This window comes from Micromonospora sp. SL1-18, from assembly GCF_047921505.1.
Classification (GTDB): domain Bacteria; phylum Actinomycetota; class Actinomycetes; order Mycobacteriales; family Micromonosporaceae; genus Micromonospora.
The window spans coordinates 22,571-46,410 of the sequence record NZ_JBLROA010000049.1 but is presented as its reverse complement, the minus strand read 5'-3'; the positions used below and the strand labels follow the sequence as shown (position 1 = coordinate 46,410).

General features: G+C 67.7%; 20 protein-coding genes and 1 pseudogene. 14 read left to right on the top strand and 7 right to left on the bottom strand.

Translation table 11 applies throughout. The annotated features are described in order from the left end of the window. Positions 1 to 204: 204 nt before the first annotated feature. Positions 205 to 849, bottom strand: coding sequence for a DUF6596 domain-containing protein (locus ACNAW0_RS21755; protein WP_416289789.1), 645 nt, complete (start codon positions 847 to 849; stop codon positions 205 to 207). A gap of 624 nt (positions 850 to 1,473) precedes the next feature. On the opposite strand from ACNAW0_RS21755, the gene ACNAW0_RS21750 reads away from it, so the two are divergent. From ACNAW0_RS21750 to ACNAW0_RS21730, 5 genes are all read left to right on the top strand, one after another. Continuing rightward, positions 1,474 to 2,562: a LacI family DNA-binding transcriptional regulator gene (locus ACNAW0_RS21750; protein WP_416289788.1), complete on the top strand. Its 1,089-nt coding sequence runs from the start codon at positions 1,474 to 1,476 to the stop codon at positions 2,560 to 2,562. 60 nt (positions 2,563 to 2,622) lie between these two features. Further along, a complete protein-coding gene (locus ACNAW0_RS21745) occupies positions 2,623 to 5,319 on the top strand; it encodes a glycoside hydrolase family 3 protein (protein ID WP_416289786.1) in 2,697 nt (898 codons plus the stop codon). 30 nt (positions 5,320 to 5,349) lie between these two features. Next, positions 5,350 to 5,490, top strand: coding sequence for a hypothetical protein (locus ACNAW0_RS21740; RefSeq protein ID WP_416289785.1), 141 nt, complete (start codon positions 5,350 to 5,352; stop codon positions 5,488 to 5,490). Between the two features lie 145 nt (positions 5,491 to 5,635). Beyond that, entirely contained in the window at positions 5,636 to 5,902 is a 267-nt protein-coding gene (locus ACNAW0_RS21735) for a GlsB/YeaQ/YmgE family stress response membrane protein (RefSeq protein WP_416289784.1), read from the top strand. Positions 5,903 to 6,045: 143 nt separating this feature from the next. Next, complete coding sequence (locus tag ACNAW0_RS21730) at positions 6,046 to 6,969, top strand: cation diffusion facilitator family transporter (protein WP_416289783.1); 924 nt, start codon at positions 6,046 to 6,048, stop codon at positions 6,967 to 6,969. A gap of 105 nt (positions 6,970 to 7,074) precedes the next feature. Here ACNAW0_RS21730 and ACNAW0_RS21725 read toward each other — a convergent pair whose 3' ends face one another. Beyond that, positions 7,075 to 8,415, bottom strand: coding sequence for an MFS transporter (locus tag ACNAW0_RS21725; protein WP_416289782.1), 1,341 nt, complete (start codon positions 8,413 to 8,415; stop codon positions 7,075 to 7,077). Here ACNAW0_RS21725 and ACNAW0_RS21720 point away from each other — a divergent pair. Further along, positions 8,315 to 9,232: a HupE/UreJ family protein gene (locus ACNAW0_RS21720; protein ID WP_416289781.1), complete on the top strand. Its 918-nt coding sequence runs from the start codon at positions 8,315 to 8,317 to the stop codon at positions 9,230 to 9,232. The genes ACNAW0_RS21725 and ACNAW0_RS21720 overlap by 101 nt on opposite strands. 142 nt (positions 9,233 to 9,374) lie before the next feature. On the opposite strand, the gene ACNAW0_RS21715 is transcribed toward ACNAW0_RS21720, so the two are convergent. Then, complete coding sequence (locus ACNAW0_RS21715) at positions 9,375 to 9,734, bottom strand: ArsR/SmtB family transcription factor (protein WP_416289780.1); 360 nt, start codon at positions 9,732 to 9,734, stop codon at positions 9,375 to 9,377. Between the two features lie 70 nt (positions 9,735 to 9,804). Here ACNAW0_RS21715 and ACNAW0_RS21710 point away from each other — a divergent pair, with 70 nt between their 5' ends. From ACNAW0_RS21710 to ACNAW0_RS21695, 4 genes are all read left to right on the top strand, one after another. Next, complete coding sequence (locus ACNAW0_RS21710) at positions 9,805 to 10,929, top strand: cation diffusion facilitator family transporter (protein WP_416289779.1); 1,125 nt, start codon at positions 9,805 to 9,807, stop codon at positions 10,927 to 10,929. 381 nt (positions 10,930 to 11,310) lie between these two features. Then, the gene (locus tag ACNAW0_RS21705; protein WP_416289778.1) at positions 11,311 to 12,081 is read left to right on the top strand and encodes an alpha/beta fold hydrolase; all 771 of its coding nucleotides are present in this window, start codon (positions 11,311 to 11,313) and stop codon (positions 12,079 to 12,081) included. Between the two features lie 753 nt (positions 12,082 to 12,834). Then, positions 12,835 to 13,293 carry a hypothetical protein gene (locus tag ACNAW0_RS21700; protein ID WP_416289777.1) on the top strand — a complete coding sequence of 153 codons (459 nt, stop codon included), beginning with the start codon at positions 12,835 to 12,837 and terminating at the stop codon, positions 13,291 to 13,293. A gap of 14 nt (positions 13,294 to 13,307) precedes the next feature. Continuing rightward, complete coding sequence (locus tag ACNAW0_RS21695; protein WP_416289776.1) at positions 13,308 to 15,950, top strand: GH92 family glycosyl hydrolase; 2,643 nt, start codon at positions 13,308 to 13,310, stop codon at positions 15,948 to 15,950. Between the two features lie 74 nt (positions 15,951 to 16,024). Here the strand turns inward: ACNAW0_RS21695 and ACNAW0_RS21690 are convergent. The 3 genes and pseudogenes from ACNAW0_RS21690 to ACNAW0_RS21680 form a co-directional block, all read right to left on the bottom strand. Further along, positions 16,025 to 16,255 (bottom strand): annotated as a pseudogene (locus ACNAW0_RS21690) (hypothetical protein); the annotation flags it as partial. A 335-nt stretch (positions 16,256 to 16,590) separates the two neighbouring features. Further along, the gene (locus ACNAW0_RS21685) at positions 16,591 to 18,408 is read right to left on the bottom strand and encodes a copper resistance CopC/CopD family protein (RefSeq protein ID WP_416289775.1); all 1,818 of its coding nucleotides are present in this window, start codon (positions 18,406 to 18,408) and stop codon (positions 16,591 to 16,593) included. 87 nt (positions 18,409 to 18,495) lie between these two features. Continuing rightward, positions 18,496 to 18,855 (bottom strand): hypothetical protein, encoded by a 360-nt coding sequence (locus ACNAW0_RS21680; RefSeq protein ID WP_416289774.1) that lies wholly within the window; start codon positions 18,853 to 18,855, stop codon positions 18,496 to 18,498. 610 nt (positions 18,856 to 19,465) lie between these two features. Here ACNAW0_RS21680 and ACNAW0_RS21675 point away from each other — a divergent pair. Further along, entirely contained in the window at positions 19,466 to 20,827 is a 1,362-nt protein-coding gene (locus ACNAW0_RS21675; protein ID WP_416289773.1) for an LVIVD repeat-containing protein, read from the top strand. Between the two features lie 124 nt (positions 20,828 to 20,951). Continuing rightward, positions 20,952 to 21,623, top strand: coding sequence for a DUF305 domain-containing protein (locus ACNAW0_RS21670; protein WP_416289772.1), 672 nt, complete (start codon positions 20,952 to 20,954; stop codon positions 21,621 to 21,623). 116 nt (positions 21,624 to 21,739) lie between these two features. On the opposite strand, the gene ACNAW0_RS21665 is transcribed toward ACNAW0_RS21670, so the two are convergent. Continuing rightward, complete coding sequence (locus ACNAW0_RS21665) at positions 21,740 to 21,907, bottom strand: hypothetical protein (RefSeq protein ID WP_416289771.1); 168 nt, start codon at positions 21,905 to 21,907, stop codon at positions 21,740 to 21,742. Positions 21,908 to 21,909: 2 nt separating this feature from the next. Between ACNAW0_RS21665 and ACNAW0_RS21660 the strand changes: the two genes are divergently transcribed. After that, on the top strand, positions 21,910 to 22,206 hold the full coding sequence (locus tag ACNAW0_RS21660; protein WP_416289770.1) for a transposase family protein: 297 nt from the start codon (positions 21,910 to 21,912) through the stop codon (positions 22,204 to 22,206). Positions 22,207 to 22,398: 192 nt separating this feature from the next. Next, complete coding sequence (locus tag ACNAW0_RS21655) at positions 22,399 to 23,814, top strand: RNA-guided endonuclease InsQ/TnpB family protein (protein ID WP_416289769.1); 1,416 nt, start codon at positions 22,399 to 22,401, stop codon at positions 23,812 to 23,814. Positions 23,815 to 23,840 lie beyond the last annotated feature (26 nt).

The window sequence follows — 23,840 nt, the reverse complement described above, 5'->3', positions numbered from 1 at the left end:
ACACTTATCCCGCGAATTTAAGGCGCAGGACACTAGGTGCGCGCTTCTGCCGCAATCCGTGCGTCACGCTGTGTGGTCGACTGTCATGGGTCGAGGGCGTCCGGTCGTGCCGAATTGAGTGCGCCGACCGGGTCATGTCAACTTGTTCGGCAGGACATCTGCTCACTATCACGCCGCTGTCATCCTCCAGATGTGCCCGGCTGCTCAATCGTGTTCAGTCTGCGCCGTAGGAGATCCCGTTCGGGTGCTGTGCCGGCGTAGGTCGAGCGCCTTGCCGTAGGCAACGGCCGCCTCGGCGTGGCGGCCAGCCCGGTGCAACAGGTCGGCCCGGGCGACCGTGTAGGGGTGGTAGCCGCGCAGCAGCGACTCGCCGGCCATCTCGTCTAGCAGCACCAGGCCCGCCTGCGGGCCGTCGCGCATCGCGACCGCCACTGCCCGGTTCACCGCGACGATCGGGGATTCGGCCAGTGCCAGCAATACGTCGTAGAGCGCCACGATCTGTGGCCAGTCGGTAATAGCCATGTCGGCCGCCTCGTTGTGCAGCGCGGCGATCGCTGCCTGCACTCCGTACCGGCCGGGCGGCCCGCCGGTCAACGCGACCCGGACCAGCCCGATCCCTTCCTCGATCATGACGCGGTCCCAGCGACCGCGGTCCTGATCGTCGAGCAGGACCAGTTCGCCGTCCGGCCCGGTGCGCGCGTCGCGTCGGGCATGGATGAGCAGCATCAAGGCGAGCAGCCCGGCCACCTCATGCTCGGTGGGCAGCAGCCGGCGCAGGATCCGGGCCAGCCGGATGGGCGCTGGCGAGCACGCCGCCCGCTGTATCGCGGAGCACGATCGTCGGCCCACCGTGACAACGACAGATGTCACCGGTGAAGCGACCTGTCGTGGTCAACTCGCGCGCCGCCTCGACAGACACAGCGTCCGGTAGCTCAGCCAGAACTACACGACCGCCAAGAGGATCGCCGTCCTCACCACCCTCGACGATCTGCACGGCATGTGTTCGAGACCAGACAGAGTCTTCCTACGCTGGTGCACCGACCAAGACCTCGACCCGCTGGCTGCGGGGCGGGTGGACATCGAGCGGTACGTGCGCTGGCTGGAAGACGTGCGTCGTTACCAGCCCTCGACAGTCTCGCGGCGCCTGTCGGTGGTGGTCGGGTTCTATGGTCTGCGTCATCGACGTCATCCTGGAGCACTCGCCTGCCGACTACGTCCGCCGGCCCACGGTGCCGGCCGAGTCGCCGACCCTCGGGCTAGGTCACCTGCAGTTCGAAGCTTTGATCACCAAGGCCCCATCGGGGTGCGCTGTTGCGCTCCACCCACCAGCGCCGCTCGCCGCAACCTGCATCGCCCGGAAGTTACGTCGCCTTCATCTGGGTTGGCAAGCGTTTGCCACAACGTTTGCCAACCCAACTGCCTTGACGGCAGACTTCCGGGGTCGCTGTCGATTCCAAGGAAGGTGTGGCCAACGTGGCGGATTCCAACGGACCGCCTGCTCAGGTGGCCGGCAAGTCCGGTCGCCGACGGGCGTCCACCAGGCCGACGATCATGGACGTGGCGCGCGAGTGCGGAGTCGCGCCGTCCACGGTGTCCCGCGCCTTCTCCCATCCGGGCCGGGTCAACCCCGAGACCGCCGAGCGTATCCGGCAGACCGCCCAGCGGATGGGCTACCGACCCAACCCGATCGCCAAGGCGCTGCCGTCCGGACGCACACTGATGCTCGCCCTGCTCGTCCCGGACGTCACCAACCCGTTCTTCAGCGAGATGATCCGGGGAGCCGAGCGCCAGGCCGGCGCCGCCGGCTACACCCTGGTGCTCGCCGACACCGATGAGTCGCCGGAGATGGAGGCCATCCATATCGACCGGCTGAGCCGGATGGTCGACGGGGTGATCGTCGGTACGTCACGACTTCCCAACGAGCAGATCGCCGGCTTCGCGACCCGCTATCCGCTCGTCCTGGTCAACCGCGAGGTCGGCGACGTGCCCAGCGTGGCCATCGACACCCCGCACGGCATGACCCAGGCGGCCGAACATCTGGCCTCCCTCGGCCACCGCTCGGTCGCCTACCTCGCCGGTCCCAGGGCGTCCTGGGCCGACCGCGCTCGATGGCGCGCCCTGCAGGCCGCGGGCCAGCGGTTGGGCCTGGCCATGACCCAGCTCGGCCCGTTCGCGCCTACCGTCGCCGGCGGCACCGCTGCGGCAGAGGCGGTCGTGGTCAGCGGCGCGACCGCCGTCATCGCCTACAACGACCTCTTGGCCATCGGCACGAGCCAGCGCCTGTTCGCCCGCGGGCTGCACGTGCCCGGTGACATCAGCGTGGTGGGTTGTGACGACGTTTTCGGCGCCGAAATCTGCCATCCGGCGCTCACCACGCTGTCGGCTCGGATCCAGGATGCCGGCCGCGCCGCTGTCAGCCTGCTCCTGGAGTCGCTGGCCCCGGCTCGCCGCCACGCCCGGCGTCGGGTGGTCCTGCCAACCACGCTCGTGGTACGGGAGTCCACCGGATCACCGCCACCGGAGCCGTCGAGTCACCCTACGAGGGCCGCCGGGCGACGTTAGTCCTGACCGTCAGGCTCGGGCTGGCCTGGACGTGCTCGTGTCGCTGCGAGCGACGGTTCGGTGGACCACACAGAGCCTGGCAAAACTTGTGGCAACCGCTTGTCATGGATAGGGGGGAAGCGTATACCTACCGTCCGGTGCCTAGAACCGGACCGCGATTTCCCTGACTGCACAGCGAGGACTGATATGAGAGACTCACCTGCCACACGAAGGCCGATCGCCCTGCTGGCCACGTTCGGAATCCTGCTTGCCACATTTGTGCTAAGCCCGAATGCCGGTCAGGCGGCCGACCGTCACCCCTGGATGGATCCGAAACTGCCACCGCCGGAGCGGGCCGAGCTTCTCGTTCAGGCGATGACACTTGACGAGAAGATTCTGGAAGTCCACGGCTCGCGGAGCAGCGAGCATTTGCGATACGTCGCCCCGGTTGAGCGGCTCGGCATACCGGCGTTTCTGATCACCAACGGACCGCTGGGAGCGGGTCCGGGTGACCGCCCGGTTGATCCGCCGGCCACCGCCCTGCCAGCGGCCATCGGCCTGGCCTCGTCGTGGGATCCCCACCTGGCGAGGACGTATGGAAAGCTCATGGGCGAGGAAGTCACCCATCGCGGAGAGAGCCTTCTTGAGGCACCCGGCGTCAATATCGCCCGCGTCCCGCACAACGGCCGCAACTTCGAGTACCTCGGGGAGGACCCCTACCTGGCCAGCCGGATGGTCGTCCCGGAAACCCAGGGCATCCAGGAACAAGGCATCATCGCCGAAGTCAAGCACTATGCCGCGAACAACCATGAAACCGGCCGCAACGGCATCAACGAGCTGATCGACCAGCGCACCCTGCGCGAGATCTACCTACCGGCCTTTGAGGCCGCGGTGACGGAGGGCGACGCTGGCGCGGTCATGTGCTCGTACAACCGGGTCAACGGCCCATTCGCCTGTGAGGACAGGCACCTGCTCACCGAGATCCTCCGTGATGACTGGGGGTTCAAGGGCTTCGTCCAGTCCGACTTCGGCGCCACCCACAGCACCCTGCCATCCGTGCGAGCCGGCCTCGACCTGGAGATGCCAGACGGCGACTACTACGCCGCCCCGCTGAAGTCCGCAGTGGAAGGCGGCCAGGTCAGCGAGGCCAGCCTGGACCAGATGCTGATCCGCCGGTTCACCCAGATGTTCAAGATGGGGCTGTTCGACCACCCGCGGACGGTCACTCCCATCCCCGCCGAGCGCAACGGCGCGATCGCCCGCGCAATCGGCGAACAGAGCGCCGTGTTGTTGAAGAACGACCACCACCAGCTACCGCTGTCCGCGCAGTCCATCAACTCGATCGCGGTCGTCGGCCAATTCGCCGGCGCAGCCCACACCGGCGGCGGCGGCAGCTCGCACGTGACCCCGCTGTACACCGTGGACCCTGTCGACGGAATCAAGGCCCACCTCAAACCTGACACGACGGTGAACTACGAGCCCGGCGTGGAGACCGAACCGCTGCCCCCCGTGCCGTCCTCGGCACTCAACCCCCCCGGCCAACCTGACGTGCACGGGCTGCTCGGTGAGTACTTCACCAACCGCGACCTGTCCGGCAAACCGGCGTTGACCAGGGTCGACGACCAGGTCGACTTCGACTACGGCGAAGGCTCGCCGGCGCCCGGCATCCCCTCTGACAGATTTTCGGTTAGGTGGACCGGCACGCTGACCGCGCCAACAACCGGCACGTACACGGTCGCGACGACAAGCGACGACGGCAGCCGGCTGTTCATCGACGACTCGCCGGTGGTGGACAACTGGGGGAACCACGAGTCCAAGACGGTTGCCGCCCCGGTGCCGCTCGCTGCCGGTCCTCACACCGTCCGCGTCGAGTACTACGACAAGACCGGGCCCGCGTCGATCAGATTCGGGTGGCTCCCGCCCGGATCGAGCTCCGCACTCGAGAAGGCTGCCGACGCTGCCAGACACTCCGACATCGCCATCGTCATGGTCGGAGAGCGCAGCGCCGAAGGCAGCGACCGGCCCAGCCTCTCACTGCCCAACAACCAGGACCTGCTCGTACAGGCTGTCGCGGCCGCCAACCCGAACACGGTCGTCGTGGTGAAGAGCGGCGGCGCCGTGCTCATGCCGTGGATCGACGACGTGCCCGCCGTGCTGGAGGCGTGGTACCCGGGTGAGGAAGATGGCAACGTCGTGGCCAACCTGCTGTTCGGCACAGCCAACCCATCCGGCAAGCTGTCGGTGACTTTCCCGAAGGAGGAGGGTGACTATCCGGCCAACACGCCGGAACAGTTCCCCGGGGTCAACGGAACGGCCGTCTACTCAGAGGGGCTCGAGGTCGGCTACCGCTGGAACACCGCACATGACGTTGAGCCGCTGTTCCCGTTCGGCTATGGCCTGTCCTACACGACGTTCGCGTTCAAGGATCTCGCCGTCTCGCCGCGGTTGACGCCCAACGGCCAGGTGAACGTCGCGGTCAACGTGACGAACACCGGCTCGCGAACCGGGTCCGAGGTGGCGCAGGTCTACCTCTCCTTCCCGCCGCAGGCAGGTGAGCCGCCGATCCAACTCAAGGGCTTCCAAAAGGTCACCCTGCGGCCGGGACAGACCAAGCACCTCACCTTCCACCTGAACCAGCGAGCGTTCTCGATCTGGAACACCAAGGCGGCGGCCTGGACCACCGTGGATGGCACCTACACGGTGCGGGTCGGCAACTCCTCGGGCAACCTGCCGTTGCAGGCCCCGGTGAGAGTGGATCGCGCAGCCGGTGTGCAGTAAAGAACCCTCACCGAACTGGTCGACGCCCCGGTGCCCGTCCTCGCCGGGGTCAGCGACGGTGGTACCAAGCTGCTCAAGGAGGCGCTCGGCATCGTCACGATCGGCGGCCTCGGCCGTAACCCGTACTTCCGCACCGCCAGCGCCTTCGTCGCCCTGACCGGCGGCAAGTAACAGCAGCTTCCGGCGATGCCCGGGGCGGCCAGGTCCCGTGGCCACTCCGGGCATCCGCCCATTCCCATAGGACGACAGGGGTTTGGCCTCCTTGCAGGACTGGGCAACGCTGGAAGCAGATGACCTCTTGGGAAGGGACGCTCTCGTGGAAGTCACCGGCATCTTCACCGCGATCATCATCGGTCTGATCATCGGCGCGCTGGGCCGGCTGGTCGTACCAGGCAAGCAGAACATCCCGATCTGGCTGACCCTGCTCATCGGCGTGGTCGCCGCGTTCCTCGGCACCCTCGTCGCCGGAGCCTTCGGGGTCGCCGACACCCGCGGTATCGACTGGATCGAGCTAGCCCTCCAGGTCGGCTTCGCCGCCATCGGTGTGTCACTCGCGTCCGGAGCCTACGGCCGCCGCCGCTGACCCCAACCCTGGCCGCCGGCCCGCCCAGCACCGGGCGGGCCGGCGTCATGCGCTCCGGGATATGCGGCCATCCGCTGACTGGCCCGGGCGGGTCGCTGGCAGACTGGTCACCCATCCAACCTGCTCATGGAAAGGACTACCCGATGGCGGCGGAGGGCACCACCAAGGCCGTGGTGACAGCGCTGGCGGCGAACCTGGGTATCGCGATCAGCAAGTTCGTCGCCGCCGCGATTACCGGATCGGCGTCCATGCTCGCCGAGGGCGTACACTCGGTGGCCGACTCGACCAACCAGGCGCTGCTACTCGTCGGCGGCAAACGGGCCCGCCGCGGCCCGTCGGCTCTGCACCCGTTCGGCTACGCCCGCGAGCGCTACATCTACGCCTTCCTCGTGGCGATCATCCTGTTCACCCTCGGCGGCCTCTATGCCCTGTACGAGAGCTGGCACAAGATCACCCATCCGCAGGAGCTGTCCTCTCCGCTGATCGCGGTGATCGTCCTGCTGATCGCGATGTCTCTGGAGGGCTACGCGCTGCGCACCGCGGTCGCCGAGGCCAACCACATCCGCAATGGCCACAGCTGGATCGCCTTCGTCCGCCGCGCCCGCGCCCCCGAACTGCTGGTGATCCTCCTCGAAGACGCGGGGGCGCTGCTCGGCCTGGTCCTCGCGCTGCTCGGCGTCGGGCTCAGCATCATCACCGGCAACGGCATCTTCGACGGCATCGCCACCGGCTGCATCGGCCTGCTGCTGGTCAGCATCGCTGTCATCCTGGCCATCGAGATCAAGAGCCTGCTCATCGGCGAGTCGGCCTTGCCCGAGGAGGTCGTCGCCATCCACACCGCACTGCTGTCCACGCCGGGCGTGGACCGGGTGATCCACCTGCGCACCATGCACCTCGGACCCGAGGACCTTCTCGTCGCCGCCAAGATCGCCGTCGACGCGACTGACGATGGTGCAACTATCGCGGCCACCATCGACGGCGCCGAGGCTCGACTCCGCCGGGCGCTGCCGGCCGCCCGCGTCGTCTACCTCGAACCCGACATCGAACCTGCCACGGTGATCGCCTGACCGGTATCCAGTGGACACGAAGAGGAACTTTCAGACACCGGACGCGCCGGGCATGCGTCGTGGCCGGTGTCTGTCCGCGGCCGGGAACGACGGAACGGGTTGCCGTCAGCGCCCCGACGGCACCAGACCAGCGGGTGCGGCGATGTCGTCTCCCACCCGGCGGGCCCACCGGCCGGCGGTAATCCCGTAGCCGGTGGCAAGGGCCGCGAAGCCGAGCGCCGCCCCGGCCAGCAACCCCGCCGACCGCCCGTCATTCGGCAGGAACCGTGACACCCCCACCATACCGGTGGCGTAGGCAAGGTTGAACAGGGTGTCGTTCACCGCGAACACCCGCCCCCGGAACGCGTCGGCGCACTCGTGCTGCACCATCGTGTCTACCACGATCTTGATGCCGTGACCGGCGATGTTGACCAGCAGAACCAGGATCACCAGTAGCGGCGAGGCGAACGGCAATCCGAGCACCGGCACCGCCACCGCCAGCGCCCCGAGCAGACCGGTCACCCACCGCCAGCCGCCGATTCGCCGTGACACCGCTGGCGTCACCACCGCGGCGAGCAGGACCCCGGCCGCCCCTGCCGCGAACACGAGGCCCAGCTTCGCGGACACCTCGGCCACGTCAGCGCCGAAGGCGTTGCGGTATAGCAACAACAGCGCCAGGGAGAGGGCGCCGAAGAGCACCCGGAACCCCGCCTGCGCCGCCAGGGCGTACGCGGCGCCGCGCGCCGACCGCAGGTGCCGAACCCCGTCGACCATCCCCCGCAGCACCGCCCCCGCCTCACCCGTCAGCCCGGGGCGGTGCGGCACCACCTCGTCCGGACCCAGCTGCGGCCGGGAGAAGAAGACCCGGCCCAGCACCGCGCACACCCCGTAGCCAGCGGGTGCGAGCAGCGCGACCGCCGCGTATCCGGCATTCCCGGCGGGGAACACAGCGCGTAGCAGAAGCAGGGCGCAACCCAACCCGGCCGAGTAGGCCACCGAGCCGGCGGTGCCGCCCACGGCGTTCGCCGTGACCAGACGATCGTCGGCCACCACGTGCGGCGTCGCCGCGGACACCCCCGACAGCAGCAGCCGTCCCAGCCCGATCACCGTGAGCGTCCCGCTGAGGAAAACCATGCCTTCGTCGCCGGCGATGATGGCCGCGGCGATCGGCAGAACCAGTACCGCGCGCAGCAGATTGGTCCAGACGATCACCGACCGGCGGCTCCACCGATCCAGCAGCACCCCCGCGAACGGACCCACCAGCGAGTACGGCAGGACCAGCGCCGCCGCGGCCAGGGCGATCCCCGTCGGCGTGGTGTGCCGGTCCGGGTTGAACAACACGCTGCCGGCCAGCGCGGCCTGAAATATGCCGTCGGTGAACTGCCCGCCTAGCCGCACTCCCAGCAGCCGCCGGAACGCCGGCACGCCGAAGACGGCACGAAGACCATGTAAGCGGCGAGTAGCCATGATCCCCCAGCTTACGGTTAATCGTTCGGCCTCTGCCGGTACTGAGGGATCCGATTGGTCAGCTTCAGATGGGGCGGCAGGTGCGGGGCGGTACCTTCGTCGTCGGCGGAGGTCGAGTCCGCGATTCGGCGGATGCCCGGTGAGGGCCGGCAGGCGCCGTGCGGGGGAGAGGACGCGCGATGGCGGCGGCAAGCCGACGGGTAGCGACGCTGAGCGTGACCCTGGTCCTGACGCTGGCGATAGCGCCGGACGCTGCCTGGGCCCATGGGGTCAGCGGGCGCAGCGACAACGCCCGGGCTTCGTCTGGCTCGGCACCATGCACATGCTCGCCAGGTGGGACCATCTGCTCTTCGTCGGCGGGATCCTGCTGCTCGCGCGCCGGGCGGCGAAGCTGATCTCGTTGTTCGCGCTCGGGCACAGCATCACACGTTTACCGCCATGGTCGCCTACTGGCAGGTCAACCCGGTGCTCGTCGACGTCATCGTGGCGTTTGAGCCTGGTGTTCGTCGGCGTGGTCGGCCTTCCCGGCCGGCCGAAGGACTGGGCCTGGTTCGCCGCGGCGGTGCTCGCCTTCGGGCTGGCCCACGGCCTGGGTCTGTCGACCCGGCTGCAGGCCATCGGGTTGCCGTCGGACGGGATGATTCCGCGGGTGCTGGCCTTCAACATCGGCGTCGAGATCAGGCAGCTGATCGCCGTTGTGGGCAGGTTCATGCTCGGTGACGTGCTGAGCCATTACATCCCGCCGCTGCGCAACCCACGCCTGTCCCATAAAGCGCTGGTCGCCGCGGGGTGCTCGCCGCCGAGGTACTCGCGATGACCTCCGGTGTGCAGGCACTGCACCCCCTGCAGGTAGCCCATGGCTGCGGCAGTGGTGACGGCGCCAGGACGTGCGCTGCCGCACGAGCTGTGGACGAGGCTGGATAGGCGACCGAGTCGATCATGGGGCGGTAGAGGCCAAGTCAGTCGTGCTCGGGTGCGCCGGTCACCCGGTGTGAGGCGGCCTGCATCACCTCGGAAACGAGGCGCCGCACATGCCCACCCTGCGCCCGGTAGAGCGCGCGTCGGCCGTCGCGACGCATCGTGACGAGGCCGGCTAGTCGAAGCTTGCCCAGATGCTGCGACACCGCGGGCCGTGCGACTCCCACAGCCCGGACCAAGGTGGTGACGTCGTGCTCGGCGGAGCTGAGCAGCCACATCAGGCGCAGGCGCGTGCCGTCGGCGAGCATGCGGAGCATGTCCGTCGCCGCCTCCACCTCGTCGTCGCCCGGTAGGAGTTGTTGCAGGTCATTGGCACCTGCAACGTTGTCGCGTGCGTACATGAGCACATAATATGCAGGCGAGAGCCGGCGGGAATGACTGCGCTGGCCGAATCTGGGGGAGTCTGAGCCTGTGCCGGACCAGCAGCACGACCACGGCCACGACCACGCGACGGCGCACCTCCACGGCCACAAGCCAGGCGAAGGCCACGACCACGGCCCCGGGCATGACCACGGCCACGATCACGGTCGGGGACCTGGCACATGGTGGCACCGCCTGACACACCTGCTCGTCCCCCACTCGCACGACTCCCGGGCGAAGGTCGATCCCGCCCTGGAGTCGTCCCGCGAGGGCCTGCGGGCGTTGTGGATCTCGCTGGTCGGCCTCGGCATCACCGCGGTGGCACAGGCGTTCATCGTCGTGCTGTCGGGGTCGGTGGCCCTGCTCGGTGACACCCTGCACAACGTCGCCGACGCCCTGACCGCCGTGCCGCTGGGCATCGCGTTCCTCCTCGGCCGGCGGGCTGCCACCCGCGCCTACACCTACGGCTTCGGCCGCGCCGAGGACCTCGCCGGCATCGTCATCGTGGTAGTGATCGCCGCGTCGGCGGTCGCCGCCGGATGGACCGCGGTCGACCGTCTGCTCCACCCGACCCAGGTGACCCACCTGCCGTGGGTGCTCGCCGCGGGGGTCGTCGGTTTCGCCGGCAACGAACTCGTCGCCCAGTACCGCATCCGCGTGGGCCGACGCATCGGCTCGGCAGCGCTGATCGCGGACGGGCTGCACGCCCGCACCGACGGGTACACCTCCTTGGCAGTGGTCGCCGCGGCCCTCGGCGCCTGGATGGGCTGGCGGTGGGCCGACCCGGTGGTCGGCGTGGTCATTGCCGTCGCCATCACCTTCGTGCTCAAGGACGCGGCCCGCGAGGTGTACCGGCGGCTCATGGACGCCGTCGACCCGGCCATCGTCGACCAGGCAGAGGCGACCCTGCGCGCAGTGCACGGCGTCCACGACGTCACCGCGGTGCGGCTGCGGTGGATCGGCCACCGCCTACACGCCGAAGCCGACCTGGTCGTCGACGCCCACCTGAGCCTCGTCGCCGCCCACGAGATCGCCGCCGACGCCGAACACCAACTCACCCACGCAGTGCCCCGGCTGACCAGCGCCACAGTCCACGCCGACCCGGACAGCCACCCCGGCGCCCACCATCACTCCGACCTGTCCCACCAGCGCCGCAACCTTCCGCCCACGACTTGATCGCAGCGGGACCCCCGCCGTCGACACCAAAGCAGTGCGGCCACACCCCCAGCCCAGCCGATCCGCGCCCGCCCGCCGCCGGCCAACCTATCTGCTCACCCGGCCCTCGAAGGGCACGCCATGACCACCCTGGAAATCCGTCACGTCACAAAAACTCACCTGGACTGGTAGCGGGTGCCGGGTGCGGTTGATGGCCCTGTCGGTGAGCACCTGCCCGGGTTCGTCGGCGGAAATGTGGGCGTTCGCCTCGCGCGCCGGGCTCCACCCGGCTTGACTGAGCGGAGATCGACCGAGGACCAGCGCCACCATCACTCAGGGGCCACATCGGTCCGGGCGCGATGACGTGGACCGAAACCGTGCGCGGAAGGCCGTGAGGCTGTCATGAGCTTGGCACGATCAGAGCCGCTTTATTTCGCGGAGCGGGGATCGGGGCCGCCCCTCCTGCTCGTGCACGGGTTGATGGTCACCGGCGAGATGTTCGAGCCGGTGATCGAGCACTTCGCCGCCCGCCATCGGGTGATCGTTCCCGATCTGCGTGGCCACAGGCGTAGCCGGGGACTTCCGCCGTCGTACGCGGTGCCGCAGCTTGCGGCCGACCTGGCGCGATTGCTCGACCATTTGCGCGTTAACTCCACCTCCGTGCTCGGCTATTCGCAGGGCGGTGCGATCGTCCAACAGCTGGTTCTCGACTTTCCCGACCGATGCGACCGCCTCGTGCTCGCCTGCGCCTACGCGTACAACATGGCGACCTGTCGCGAACGGGTCGAGGGCCACCTGCTGCCGGTGGTGCTCCGGCTGCTCGGTATGCGGTGGTCGGCGAGGTTGGTCGTCGCGCAGGCGGCGCCGCAGCTCGGTAGGGAACGTGCCCGCTGGCTCGCCGGGCTCATCGCGGACCAGGACCGTGAGTTGATGGTGCCCGCCTGGAAGGAGGCGATGGCGTTCGACAGCAGACCCCGACTGGCGGAGATCTCATGTCCGACGCTCATCATCGCCGCGTCGCATGATCGAGCGGTACCGATCCACCACGCGAGGATGCTCCATGACGCTGTCGCCGGTTCCCAGTTGGTGATCATCAGCGGTGCCGGCCACGCGCTCATCTGGACGCACCCCGACGAGTTCGAAGGGGTGGCATCCACGTTTCTCGGGGCCTGATCAGGCGGGATCCGCAACGCGCCGCGTTCCTCTCGGTTGATGTCGGTGGCACCGAGCCAGCAGTGGTGCCGGGCAACAATCCAGTCTTCGTCGCGGTAGGTGTCTGCGAGTTGTTCGCACAGCCAGGATTTGCCGACGCGGGTTCGTCGGTAACGACGACGCGGCCGCCGGCAGGGGCGACGGCGCCGACATGCCTGCGCGCTTCGGCGGTAGCACCGGCCCGGGGCACGACGGCGGCCGTTTCGATGGGTGTCCTTTGGTGACGGCACCGAAGTCGGTGGTGAGCCCGACTTGGGGTAAGCGCGTTCCCGCGCGACGTTCCCGTCGAGTGCGCGGGCGCCGGTGGCTGCGTGCGTCAAGGCGAGCGCCGCGTATTCGGGTGGAATGTTGGGGTTGGGGGTGCGGCCAGCGCCGAGCTCTTCGATAACGCGACGCAGGAGCGCCCGCTCGGCTGGACAGGGCGCGGAGAAGTCGAGCATCGAGGCCGAGGCGTTGAGCCGCACCACATAGGGAGAACGTTTCATCATAATATTCCTATACCGGAGATTTAAGATGGAAATGATCTTCCCGGGTGGAGGAGCGCCGTATAGATCGTTGGCGAGGTGTTGACGCCCTCGGTCGGTCTATCTAGCATGGCTGAGGTCAGACTTCTGAGGTAAGGGCACGAACGAGGTCCTGGTTCCTCGGTCTTCAGAATTTGACAGCCGCGACAGGTGCGGTCGCCACCTCGCCCCCACGTCCCCAAAGTCGGAATTGACGATGACAGACGTTTCGCATCCAGAATGGTGGCTTTCTCGACGGGCGTTCGTCCGGGCCGGCGCCGCGTTGACGACGCTGGCGGCCCTCGGCCAGGCCACCGTCGCCCAGGCAGCGACCCCGTTCGCGGCCGAGTCCGCGAGTGGGCCCGCGGCCAGGACGCTGCCGGTCAACGACCCCGCCACCAGGGCGGCGATCGCCTACCAGAACGTGCGCACCGGTAGGCCGGCGGTGTTCGAGGACTCGCTGGAGAACTCGAACAACCTCAACTGGGTACCGGACAAGGTCGTCGTCGCTCGCGCGGAAGGGATACCTGTACGGCTACGCCAGCCCTGCGTTCTTCCGCTACCCGACGGCGACGTTCGCGGTCGATCCGAGCGACGCGAGCGGCGGGAAGACCGTCTCCCTCCGCCCCGGGCCGCACTTCAGATGAGAATGAGGATGAGGATGGTATGAATAAACCTCGATACGTGTATCAGCGGGTACGCCGCGCTCTGGTCGCCATCGCGCTGACGGTTCCGCTGTTCATGACCGGCGTGACCGCAGCCGTCACGGGTACGGCGTACGCCGGACAGTCGCCGCAAGACAATCCCGCAAGATATGTGGATCCCTTTATCGGTACCGCCGATACTCGTGAACCTTTCGCCGGTGGGGTCAACCCCAACGGAATTCGCGGGGACGTATTCCCGGGCGCCGTGGCCCCGAACGGGATGCTCGCGTGGTCGCCCGATACGCCCACGGCTGTTCCGGGCGGGTACTGGTATCCAGACAACGCCATCGACGGCTTTAGTCTCACGCATTACAGTGGACGAGGCTGCTCCTATCAGGGCGACTTCCCGTTCATCCCCGTCTCCGGTGACGTCACCGAGTCTCCGGTCGCCGCACCCTCGGCGTTCCGGTCGACATTCTCGCACGCGAACGAGCACGCGTCGCCGGGCTACTACGACGTGACGCTGGACTCCGGCAACAGCGTGCAACTGGCAGCGGCGACGCATTCAGGGGTTGGCGTGTTTACCTACGCCCGCCAGCCGCAGTCGAGTCTCCTCATCAATGCCGGAGGCAGCGCGAACGGCGACATCGCAGCAAGCATCGACATAGATCCGACGCACAACCGGGTCACCGGCTCGGCCACGACCACGGTGGGCTGCGGCTCGGAAAAGTACACGATCTATTTCGCCACGACGTTCAACCGTAGTTTCGTCACGTACGGGACATGGGAAGGAAGGAAGCTGCGGCCACAGACGACGTCGGCCAGCGATCCGCAGTCGGGTGCCTACCTGACGTTCAACACGAGTGACGACTCGAAGGTGATCGCGAGGACCGCGGTGTCGTACGTGAGCGTCGACAACGCGGAGATCAACCTGCAGTCCGAGGTCGGGGGAAGGGACCTGCAGGAGATCCGGGACAGGACGACCGCGGCATGGAACGACGTCCTCGGCACGATCGATGTCTCCGGCGGGAGCGAGGCCGCCCAGCGGATCTTCTACACCGCGCTCTACCACGTGTACATCGAGCCGAGCATCTTCAGCGACGTGAACGGGCAGTACCGGGGCTTCGACGACAAGGTGCACACCGTCGCGCCGGGACACGCGCAGTATTCCGACATCGACACTTGGGGCTCGTATCGGTCGCACATCTCGCTGCTCGCGTTGTTGAGCCCCGATGTGGCTAGCGATGTGGTCCAGTCGCTGATCAACGACGCCGAACAAGATGGTCCCGGCTTGCCGCGCTGGGTGCAGGCCAACCGCAACTCTGCCGGGAACGTCGCAGATGATGCGGACCCCTACATCGCAGGCGCGTACGCGTTTGGTGCACGTGACTTCGACCAGGCTGCCGCTCTGCACGCCATGGACCTCGGCGCCTCGCAGGTCGGCACGCAGTCCGGCGGCCACCCGGTCCGAGGGCGCGGTGCGTTGTGGCTGGAATATCAGTACGTGCCACGCTGGCCGGGAGTCAGCCTCGAGTACGCCACCGACGACTTCTCCATCGCCCAGTACGCACGCTCCCTGGGGCACGAGGACATGTACCGCAAGTACATGACGCGCGCCCAATACTGGCAGAACGTCTTCAACCCCGCTACTGGATATATCCAGGGCAAGAACGAGAACGGGGACGGCCAGTGGGAGTCTGGATTCAGACCGGACAACCGAAGGGGCTTCACGGAGGGCAACTCCGCCCAATACACGCCAATGATCCCGTTCAATGTCCGCGGATTGATCAACGGAATGGGCGGAGATCAGAACTTCATCAGCTACCTGGACGACCTGTTCACGAACCTCAACGTCGGCCCGATCATCGCTTACAACTGGCACGGCAATCAGCCCAGCGGGCAGAATCCTTGGGAGTACAACTACGCCCATGCGCCGTGGAAGACTCAGCAAGTGGTGCGGCGGATCCAGACCGAGCTCTACACCGACGCGCCCAGTGGGTCGCCCGGAAACGACGACGGCGGTTCGCTGAGTTCCTGGTACGTGTGGTCGGTGCTCGGCATGTATCCGATCACGCCCGGCACCGCCGACCTGGCGCTCGGCAGCCCGATGTTCCCGCACGCCGTGGTCCGCAGCGGCAACGGCACGACCATCACGATCAACGGTCGCGGCGCCGCTCCCGATGCGCCGTACGTGCAGGAGTTGAAGGTGGACGGCAGCGCCTGGCCCAGGGCGTACCTGCCCTCTTCGCTGATCGAGCGCGGTGGCACTCTGGACTTCACCCTGGGTACCGTCCCGAACAAGGATTGGGCAACAGGTGCGAACGCCGCGCCGCCGTCCTACTCTGAGGGCCAGAAATCCACGGTCGCGTTCACCGAACCTAGCCGCGACTTCGTCATGGGTCAGAATGACAAGAAGACGGTCACGGTCGCCGCCCAGAACATCACGCACAACCCGCAAGAGGTGACGTGGAGAGCCGATGTGCCAAACGGAATAACAATTTCGTCCGCGAGTGGAACACTGAGGGTTCCACCAGCGGGTGTCGGGGCGGACGAGATTGAAGTGGCAAGCGGCGCGGGTACTGGCCAGTACAGGATCAGAATCCATACGTATGCAAAGAATGGCCAGGAGCTGTCGAACGTTGTTCTCGACGTGAGAGTAACGAAGTCTGGCGGAACGGGTTAGGTGTGCTGACAACCTGACCGCTAGATGACAAGTCCGGCCCGCCTGGTCACCGACCAGGCGGGCCGGATCAGTCGAGGACCCGGGGCGGGTGGCATGGTGTGCGACATACCGATCAGAATCGACGCTCCCTCGGGGGCGAGCGCCTGACTGTCGGCGAACTCGCCGGTCCCCTCGAGCCGGGCCGCGAAGTCGTGCATGTGCCGCGCGTGCTCCGAGATCTCCTCCGGCGTCCACTGGTCCATCGGCACGTCGTTGACCGGAGCCGGAGCGCCGCGGTAGTGCTTGAGCAGCAAGTACTTGGCCATTGTGGTTCTCCTCGGTGCGGGTGCGACCCATCTTGGTCTTGTTCACCACGGGGACGGAGCCAGTCACCAGTTCTCGACATCACCGCCCCAACTCACATCGGCCGGGCCATGCCAGACGGAAGCACCACCCGCTTGGCGGAGATGCCAGCGCTGTCCGAATCGGCCTCGTCTTCGAAGGTCACCGTCACGTTGGTCCCCCCGCCTGCGGGTGGTCCGCGCTGACCTCCACATAGGCCCAGGCGGGGAGGAAATGAGGAGGGCGGTCAGGGCGCCGGTGCAGGCAGCGGCGACAGCCACGGCAGCTCATGCCCGAAAACATTGCGACTCCCTTCGGTTCAGTGCACGGGAAGCTGCGTGCTCAGGGTGTGTTCGTCGATGTCGGAAGTACGCACGGTGACGTCCAGCCGCCAGGTGCCGGACTGAGGGAGCGTCACCGTGCCCGCGAAGGCCCCGGCTCCGCGACTTGTCAGGTCGACGGGCAACGGGCCGAGACCGGCCTGCGGCAACGACAGCCGCGCGGTCACTTCGGGCACGGCCCTGGCCATTCCCATGCCGTCCTGCACAGCGATGGTGACCTGGTTCGACCCGATGTGCCCCGGGCTCACCGTGACTGAGACGCGTTCGCCGGAGCCGGCCGGACCGTCCAGAACGGCGGAGTAGGCGCCGGTGGCCATCACGGACCCACCCGCCATCTCGCCCATTCCGGTTGCGGCTGGCGGGGTCGCCGGCGTGGTCGCCACGAGCGCCGAGGTGAGCCCGAGAACGACCAAAGCCAGGCCGAATTCGACTGTGACCGATCGGCGCAGGCGTCGGGTGTCGACCTCGGGAACACGGCCGGCCGGCAATTCGTCGGTGGGAACACCGACCGACGCGGTGGGCAGGTCGCCGGCAACCCGCGCTCCCAGCAGGGAGGCGGCCCGGGCCGGCATGGCGAGCGTGGCCGGCTTTCCATAGCGGCGCCGGACGACGGATCGGGACACCGCGGCGAAGCCGAGGATGACCACCAGCCCGGCCACTTTCAGGTCGAGCAGCCGGCCGTACGCCGTAGTGGCCAGTACGTCCCAGCCGGGAATGATCCGCCACGCCTGGTAGGTGCCGGTAACCATCAGCACGATCACGCTGCCGAATGCGACCCGAGAGAACCGGGACGCCGTCGCCGCGGACTCCACGGGTCCGCGATGGCGTGCCCACGGCAGTACACAGACCAGCAGCGTCGCCAACCCGCCCAGCCAGGTGGCCATCGCTGCCAGATGCAGGGCGTCGGCGACGAAGCCGGCGGCCGCCTGACGGCCGACGTGGGCATGGCCTGCCGCGGGCCACGTCGCCGGCAGTCCGGCGACGGCCACCGCCAGCGCCGCGCGGGCACGGCGGGACGCCGGGCGCAGCAGCGCCGGCCCGGCCACCACTAGCAGGCCGATGCGGACGAGCACGGTCACGCCGTACGTGGTGTGCAGGGTTTCCGACAGCAACTCGCGGTCGGCCAGGTGCGCGGCGGAGACGCCGGCGGCGTACGGACCCTGCACCAGGAAGGCGGCGACGGCGGCGACGACTGATCCGGCCCAGCCCACATGAAGGAGGCGGCGGGCACGCCGGTCCGCCCAGCCGGCCGGCCAGCAGAGCACCAGGAAGGCGACTCCTCCGGCGAGGGCGGCGGCTCCCGCGTATCCGAGCCAGCGCACCACGCCGAACGCGACGCCGAGGCCCGGTTGCCCGGGGGGGGCCGGAATGCCCATCATGGCCGGACTGCGACCGGCGGCGCCCACGCTGAAAATGAAGGCGCCCTCGATGGGGTGCGAGTCTGCGGAGCTGACCCGCCAGGCGACCGTGTAGATGCCGTCACCGAGGCCGCCGGGGAGCGAGAAGGTGACCGTTCCGCCATCGGCGTGTGGCTGTCCACTTCGAAGCGTGCCGCCGTCCGGGCCGAGCACTCTCATGCCGCCCCGTACGGGCGTGACGGCCTCGCTGAAGCGCAGCGTGACCTGTGCCGGCGCCGCGTCGAGATGCGCGCCGTTCGGGGGAGTGGTGCCGATCAGCTCGGCGTGGGCCTGCGCCGGTCCGGCAGCCCAGGTCTGCAAGCCGATCAGTGTGGCGAGGCCGAGCAGCAGCGCGACCGCGGCGACCCGGCAGGAGTCGGTGCGACGACCAGCACCCATCGGGTGCCTCCCCTCTGGAAGGAGGAAAACCGTCTTATCGCTTCCCGGATAAGAAGGTGCCGCTCCTTCCGCTCCTGCCCCGTTACCTCAGTGGTGTGGACTCGTGGAGTTGCCCTCGTGGACGCCGGAGTGCGGCCCCGGCAGCGCGTTTGCCCGGGGCCGACGTACTTGGCCACGCGCAGGCAAGTGCTGTTGTCGGTCCAGTATAGGTATAAGCCCGTTCATGAAGACCGGGTAGCTGCGGGCGTTGCCCTCCGGCGCGGTCACCGCGTACCCGACTTCGGGCGGCGTGTTCGGCTTCGAGGTATCCACGGCGTGCAGGGACACCATCCGGGAGTACTGCAGCGGGCAGGTGTTGTTCTCGTCGCTGAAGTTGGCGCTGTATCCGGTGCCGGCGATGCCGGGCAGGCGCGGGGAAGAGAACGCCAGTAGCGCGAAGCACGACAAGCCCGACGGCGCCGATAAGGATTGGGCGGGCGCCTCATGGCCTGCAGCTCGACTCGGTGACCGGGATGCCGCTCCGCGCTGGGGTGAGCTTCTGGTCGACCCGCACGCCGGTCACGGTGGCGGAGCAGAGGTAGACGTTGAACCACGAGCCGTACTAGGGTCGGCGGTCGGGACTGGATTCGCGATGGGCGAGCACCCAACGTCCGGCATCGCCTTCGCGGCTCCGGTCGATGCGGCCGTAACTTGTAGAGGGCGGACAAGGTCTCAAGAAGCCACGGGTGGTCGAAGGGATGACCCGGCCGCCACACATGGTCAAGTTCATCGACGGCTGTTGACGACCATGGTCAGGTACCCTAAGGTGCAATTGCAGTACTACTAGTGTGGCGTTGGCAACCAGTACGCAGCCTGTTGCAACCAACTCAACCAGTACGAGCAGCGGTTCCATGGCCATGCCACGACCGTACGGACCCGGGGCATCGCAGTCCCGAGTCTCGCAGTCCTACGAGGACGGTGCCGACGTCCTGACACGAGGAGGATGCCTTTCATGCAAACCCCTGGTCCGGCGCGCGGATCGCGCTGGAGACTGCGCACAGCAGTCCTCAGCAGCGTCATGCTCGCCATCCCGCTTGCACTAGTCGGCCCAGCGGTCGCGGCGAGCGACCAGCTTGAGGTGGACGAGATCTCGCACAGCAAGAACATCGAGCATGTGGCGAACGTCCCGAAGCAGGGCCCGCTCGCGGGCCAAAGCGTTTACCACAGCGACATGGCGTTCTGGGGCAACTACCTGTTCCAGGGCAGCTATGGCGGGATCACGATCTATGACATCACGCACCCGAAGCGGCCTCAGACCGTCACCCAGATCGACTGCAACGGGTCGCAGGGCGACGTGTCGGTGAGCGCCGACGGCAAGCTCCTGTTCATGTCGGTGGACTCGCCGCGGTCGGACGACACCTGCACGAGCAGTGCGAGTAATGCGTCCGTGCCGACCGCCTGGGAAGGCATCCGCATCTTCGACATCACCGACAAGGCAAACCCGGTGTACGTCAAGTCGGTGCGGACCGACTGCGGATCCCACACCCACACGCTGGTGCCGGGGGGCGCCGACAGGGTCTACCTCTACGTCTCCTCCTACGGCCCGAACGTCGCGTTCCCCCACTGCCAGCCGCCGCATGACTCGATCTCCATCGTCGAGGTCCCGCTGGGCAATCCGACGACCGCGTCCGTCGTCGCCCAGCCGGTGCTGTTCCCCGAGGAGACCGGTGCGGGCAACACCTCCGGCTGCCACGACATCACGGTCTTCCCGGCTGGGAAGCTCGCCGCCGGTGCCTGCATGGGCGACGGCGTCCTGCTTGACATCTCGGATCCCGTGAACCCGCGCAAGATCACTGGTGTCCGCGATCCCAACTTCGCCTTCTGGCACTCGGCGACGTTGGTCAACGGCGGAAAGGGCGTCATCTTCACCGACGAGCTCGGCGGCGGCGGCGCGGCCGTGTGCAACGAGGCGATCGGACCGCGCCGGGGAGCCGACGCGATCTACGACATCGTCGGCGAGGGCGACAACCGCCAGTTGGTGTTCCGCAGCTACTTCAAGATCCCGCGCATGCAGCAGTCCACTGAGAACTGCGTCGCTCACAACGGCATGCTGCTCCCGGTCAAGGGGCGCGACGTCTACGTTCAGGCCTGGTACCAGGGCGGCGTATCGGTGTACGATTTCACCGATCGGTCGAAGGACCCGCGGGAGATCGCCTTCTTCGAGCGCGGTCCCCTGAGTAAGACGTCCCTCAGCCCGCTTGGCGGCAGCTGGTCGGCGTACTGGTACAACGGGTACATCTACTCCAGCGACATCCAAAAGGGCCTGGACGTTCTCAAGATCACGGGCCTTGAGGGTGTGAGCAGCGCCAACTTCAACAAGTTGCCCTACCTGAACCCGCAGACCCAGGACAACTACAAGGACACCGGCAACCGCGGCTGACAGAAGTACGCGTAAACGGGGCCCCGGCGGCGTGCCTGCCGGGGCCCTCACGCCGATGCTCTCAAGTCCATCATCCACGCTCATCCCGTCTCGCGGGGTGGCGAGACAGAAAGGACGGGGCGCAATGAGATTTCGTCTAGCCATAAGTGCGGTACTGGTAGCCGCGTGTTCGCTCGTCGCGACGACCGCACTGGTGACGACCGGGTCGGCCGCGCCGCCGCTGACAGCCAATAGCGGAAAGCCGCCAAAGCCGCCAAAGCCGACGCCGACGCCGACGGCAACGCCCAAGCCGACGCCGACGCCGCCCCCGGTGAATCCTGCTGATGCGGACTTTGTCAGCATGATGATCCCGCACCACTACCAGGCGCTCCTGATGAGTCAGATGGCGCCCACCAGGACCAACGACCAGGCCGTGCGTTCGATCGCGAGCCAGATCGATGTCGAGCAGGGCCTCGAGATCACCACGATGCAGAGCTGGCAGTCCTGGAATGGCCTCGAGGTCACGGATGCCGAGAAGGCCTACCAGGAACACCTGCAGGACCCGATGATGCTCGAAATGATGGGGATGGCCACCCCGGAGCAGATGGCCGCCCTCAGCGCGGCGAACGGCGCTGCCTTCGAGGTGATGTACCTCCGCCTGATGATCCGGCACCACCAAGGCGCGCTCGACATGCTCGCAGACGTCCTCGTCCACGGCAGCGACGAGACCCTCAGAGGGTGGGCGAACGACATGTACGTAACGCAGCAGGCGCAGATCAACTGGATGCAAAACCTGCTGGCAAGCAAGACGTCGTAAAAGTCCATACGCGCCACAGTCGGGCTTCGTCCCGATCCAGAGGAAAGGGCCGGGTCCCCAGCAGTGGGGAACCCGGCCCCTTCCGCAGCGACACGGCGCACCGGTCGGCCCCGTCGTCATGTCGATACCGCGTCGTACAATGCCTCGACCGACCCGAGTACGTGCTCCAGCTTGCCTTGCGCGTAGCGACCGAAACAGCTGCGCAGGGTTTTCAGGGTGATGGTCTCGAAGCAGTCGCAGGCAAGCAGGGCCTCGGCTTGGCAGCGGAGGAAGTCGGCAGTCAAGGGTGAAACCATCGACGCCTGGTACTCCGGAAAGCACCGAGACTTCGGCGCGAACATCCCAAGCGATCATCCGCCCGGACGGACTGCCGATCTGGACATCGGCGGCGATGCCCGGGCACCTGCACGACACCAGCTGTGCCCGTGAACTTAGGGTGACCGCCGCGCTGAACTGGTCCGCCGCCGAGCTGGACCTGCCCGCTCTGGCCGACTCCGGCTACGAAAGCGCAGGCCACGGCATCAAGACCCGGTCAAGCAGCCTGCTGACGGCAGGCGGCTCGCACCCGAAAAACCGCGCCTAAAACCGGCTGCTGCGCGGGCTGCGCTGGCAAGGCGAACGCGGCTTCGCCAGTCCTCGCGCCGCTGCTGCCGTTTCGGACCGGGTTCGACAAGCACCTACGATCGCTCCAACAACCTCGTGTTGCGACGACCGGTTGAATCCGCCCTACGCCGTGTTTCAAAAGTGTCGTAGGTGGCGGGCATGCTGTGGGGCTGTGGGGAGGTTTACCGCGTTTCGGTTCACAGTCGACGCGTCGCCGTCGCAGGTGGTGGTGTTGGGCCGTCATGCGGGGGCGTCCCGGTTCGCGTTCAACCAGTGCCTGGCTCTGGTGAAGGAAGCCCTGGATGCGAAGCGTCGGGGTGGGTCGGTGGTGGTGCCGTGGTCGGGTTTTGACCTGATCAACGCGTTCAACTCGTGGAAAACCTCGGCGCGGGCGGGTCGCCGTTTCGTGGTCGACTCGGCCGGCTCGGTCGAGATTGTGGCGTCGGGGTTGTCGTGGCGGGCGCAGGTGTGTCAGCAGGTGTGTGAGGAAGCCACTGTCGACCTGGGCCGCGCCCTGACCGCCTGGGCCGACTCGCGGCGGGGGAACCGGCCGGGCCGCCGGGTGGGGTTCCCGACATTCAAACGCAAGACCCGCACCCGGCCGTCGTTTCGGATCCGCTGCACCATCAAGGCGGGTCGGGCGAGCATCCGGGTGGGGGATCCGACGGCGGGGCCGCGCAGTGTGTGTCTGCCGAGGATCGGGGTTCTGAGGGTGCGGGAGGAGACCCGTCGCCTGCGGCGGATGATCCGCACCGGCCGTGCCTGTGTCCGGTATGCCACCGTCTCTGCCCGGGCCGGCCGGTGGACCATCACTGTGACGGTGGAGGCGGCGGATCTGCATCCCGCGCGCCGGCACCCGCCCCGCCCCGACGGTGGTGGTGGTTGGGTGGGTGTCGATCGAGGTCTTGCCGCTCTTGTCGTGGCTGCCGACACCACCGGCCGGCAGGTGTTGCGTGTCGATGATGCGCCGCGCCCGCTGCGGACCGCCCTGCCCCGACTGCGGCGTCTGTCCCGCCAGGTCAGTCGTAAACAGCGAGGCTCGCGTAACCGGGCTGAGGCTGTCGCCCGGCTGGGCCGTGCCCACCTGCGTGTCGCGAACGTACGTCGATATTTTCTGCACGAGGTCGCCAATCGGCTGGTCAAGACTCACGACCGGCTGGTTCTGGAAGACCTGCACACCGCCGGCATGCTGCGTAACCGGCGTCTGGCCGCCGCCATCTCCGACGCGGGTTGGGCGGATCTGGCTCGCATCATCGGCTACCAGCAACGCTGGCGGGGCGGGCAGACCATCCCGGCACCCCGCTGGTACCCGTCGACCAGGATGTGCAGTGCCTGCGCCACCATCGGCCCGGCACTATCCCTGTCCGTACGCGTCTTCCGCTGCGGCGAGTGTGGGCATACGGCGGACCGGGACGTCAACGCGGCGGTCAACCTCGCTGTCTGGGCCGAGCAACATGCTCAGACCCGGGACCCGAAGTACGAGGCCCGGTCACCAACGCCTCCCGAGGGGACGGCTCTGGCCGGCGCCCACGCGCCGGTGAAACCAGCCCTGGTGACGGAGGAACCCTGCCGCCACGAATATCCGTGACGGCAGGGACGCCCGAGAAGGGCGGT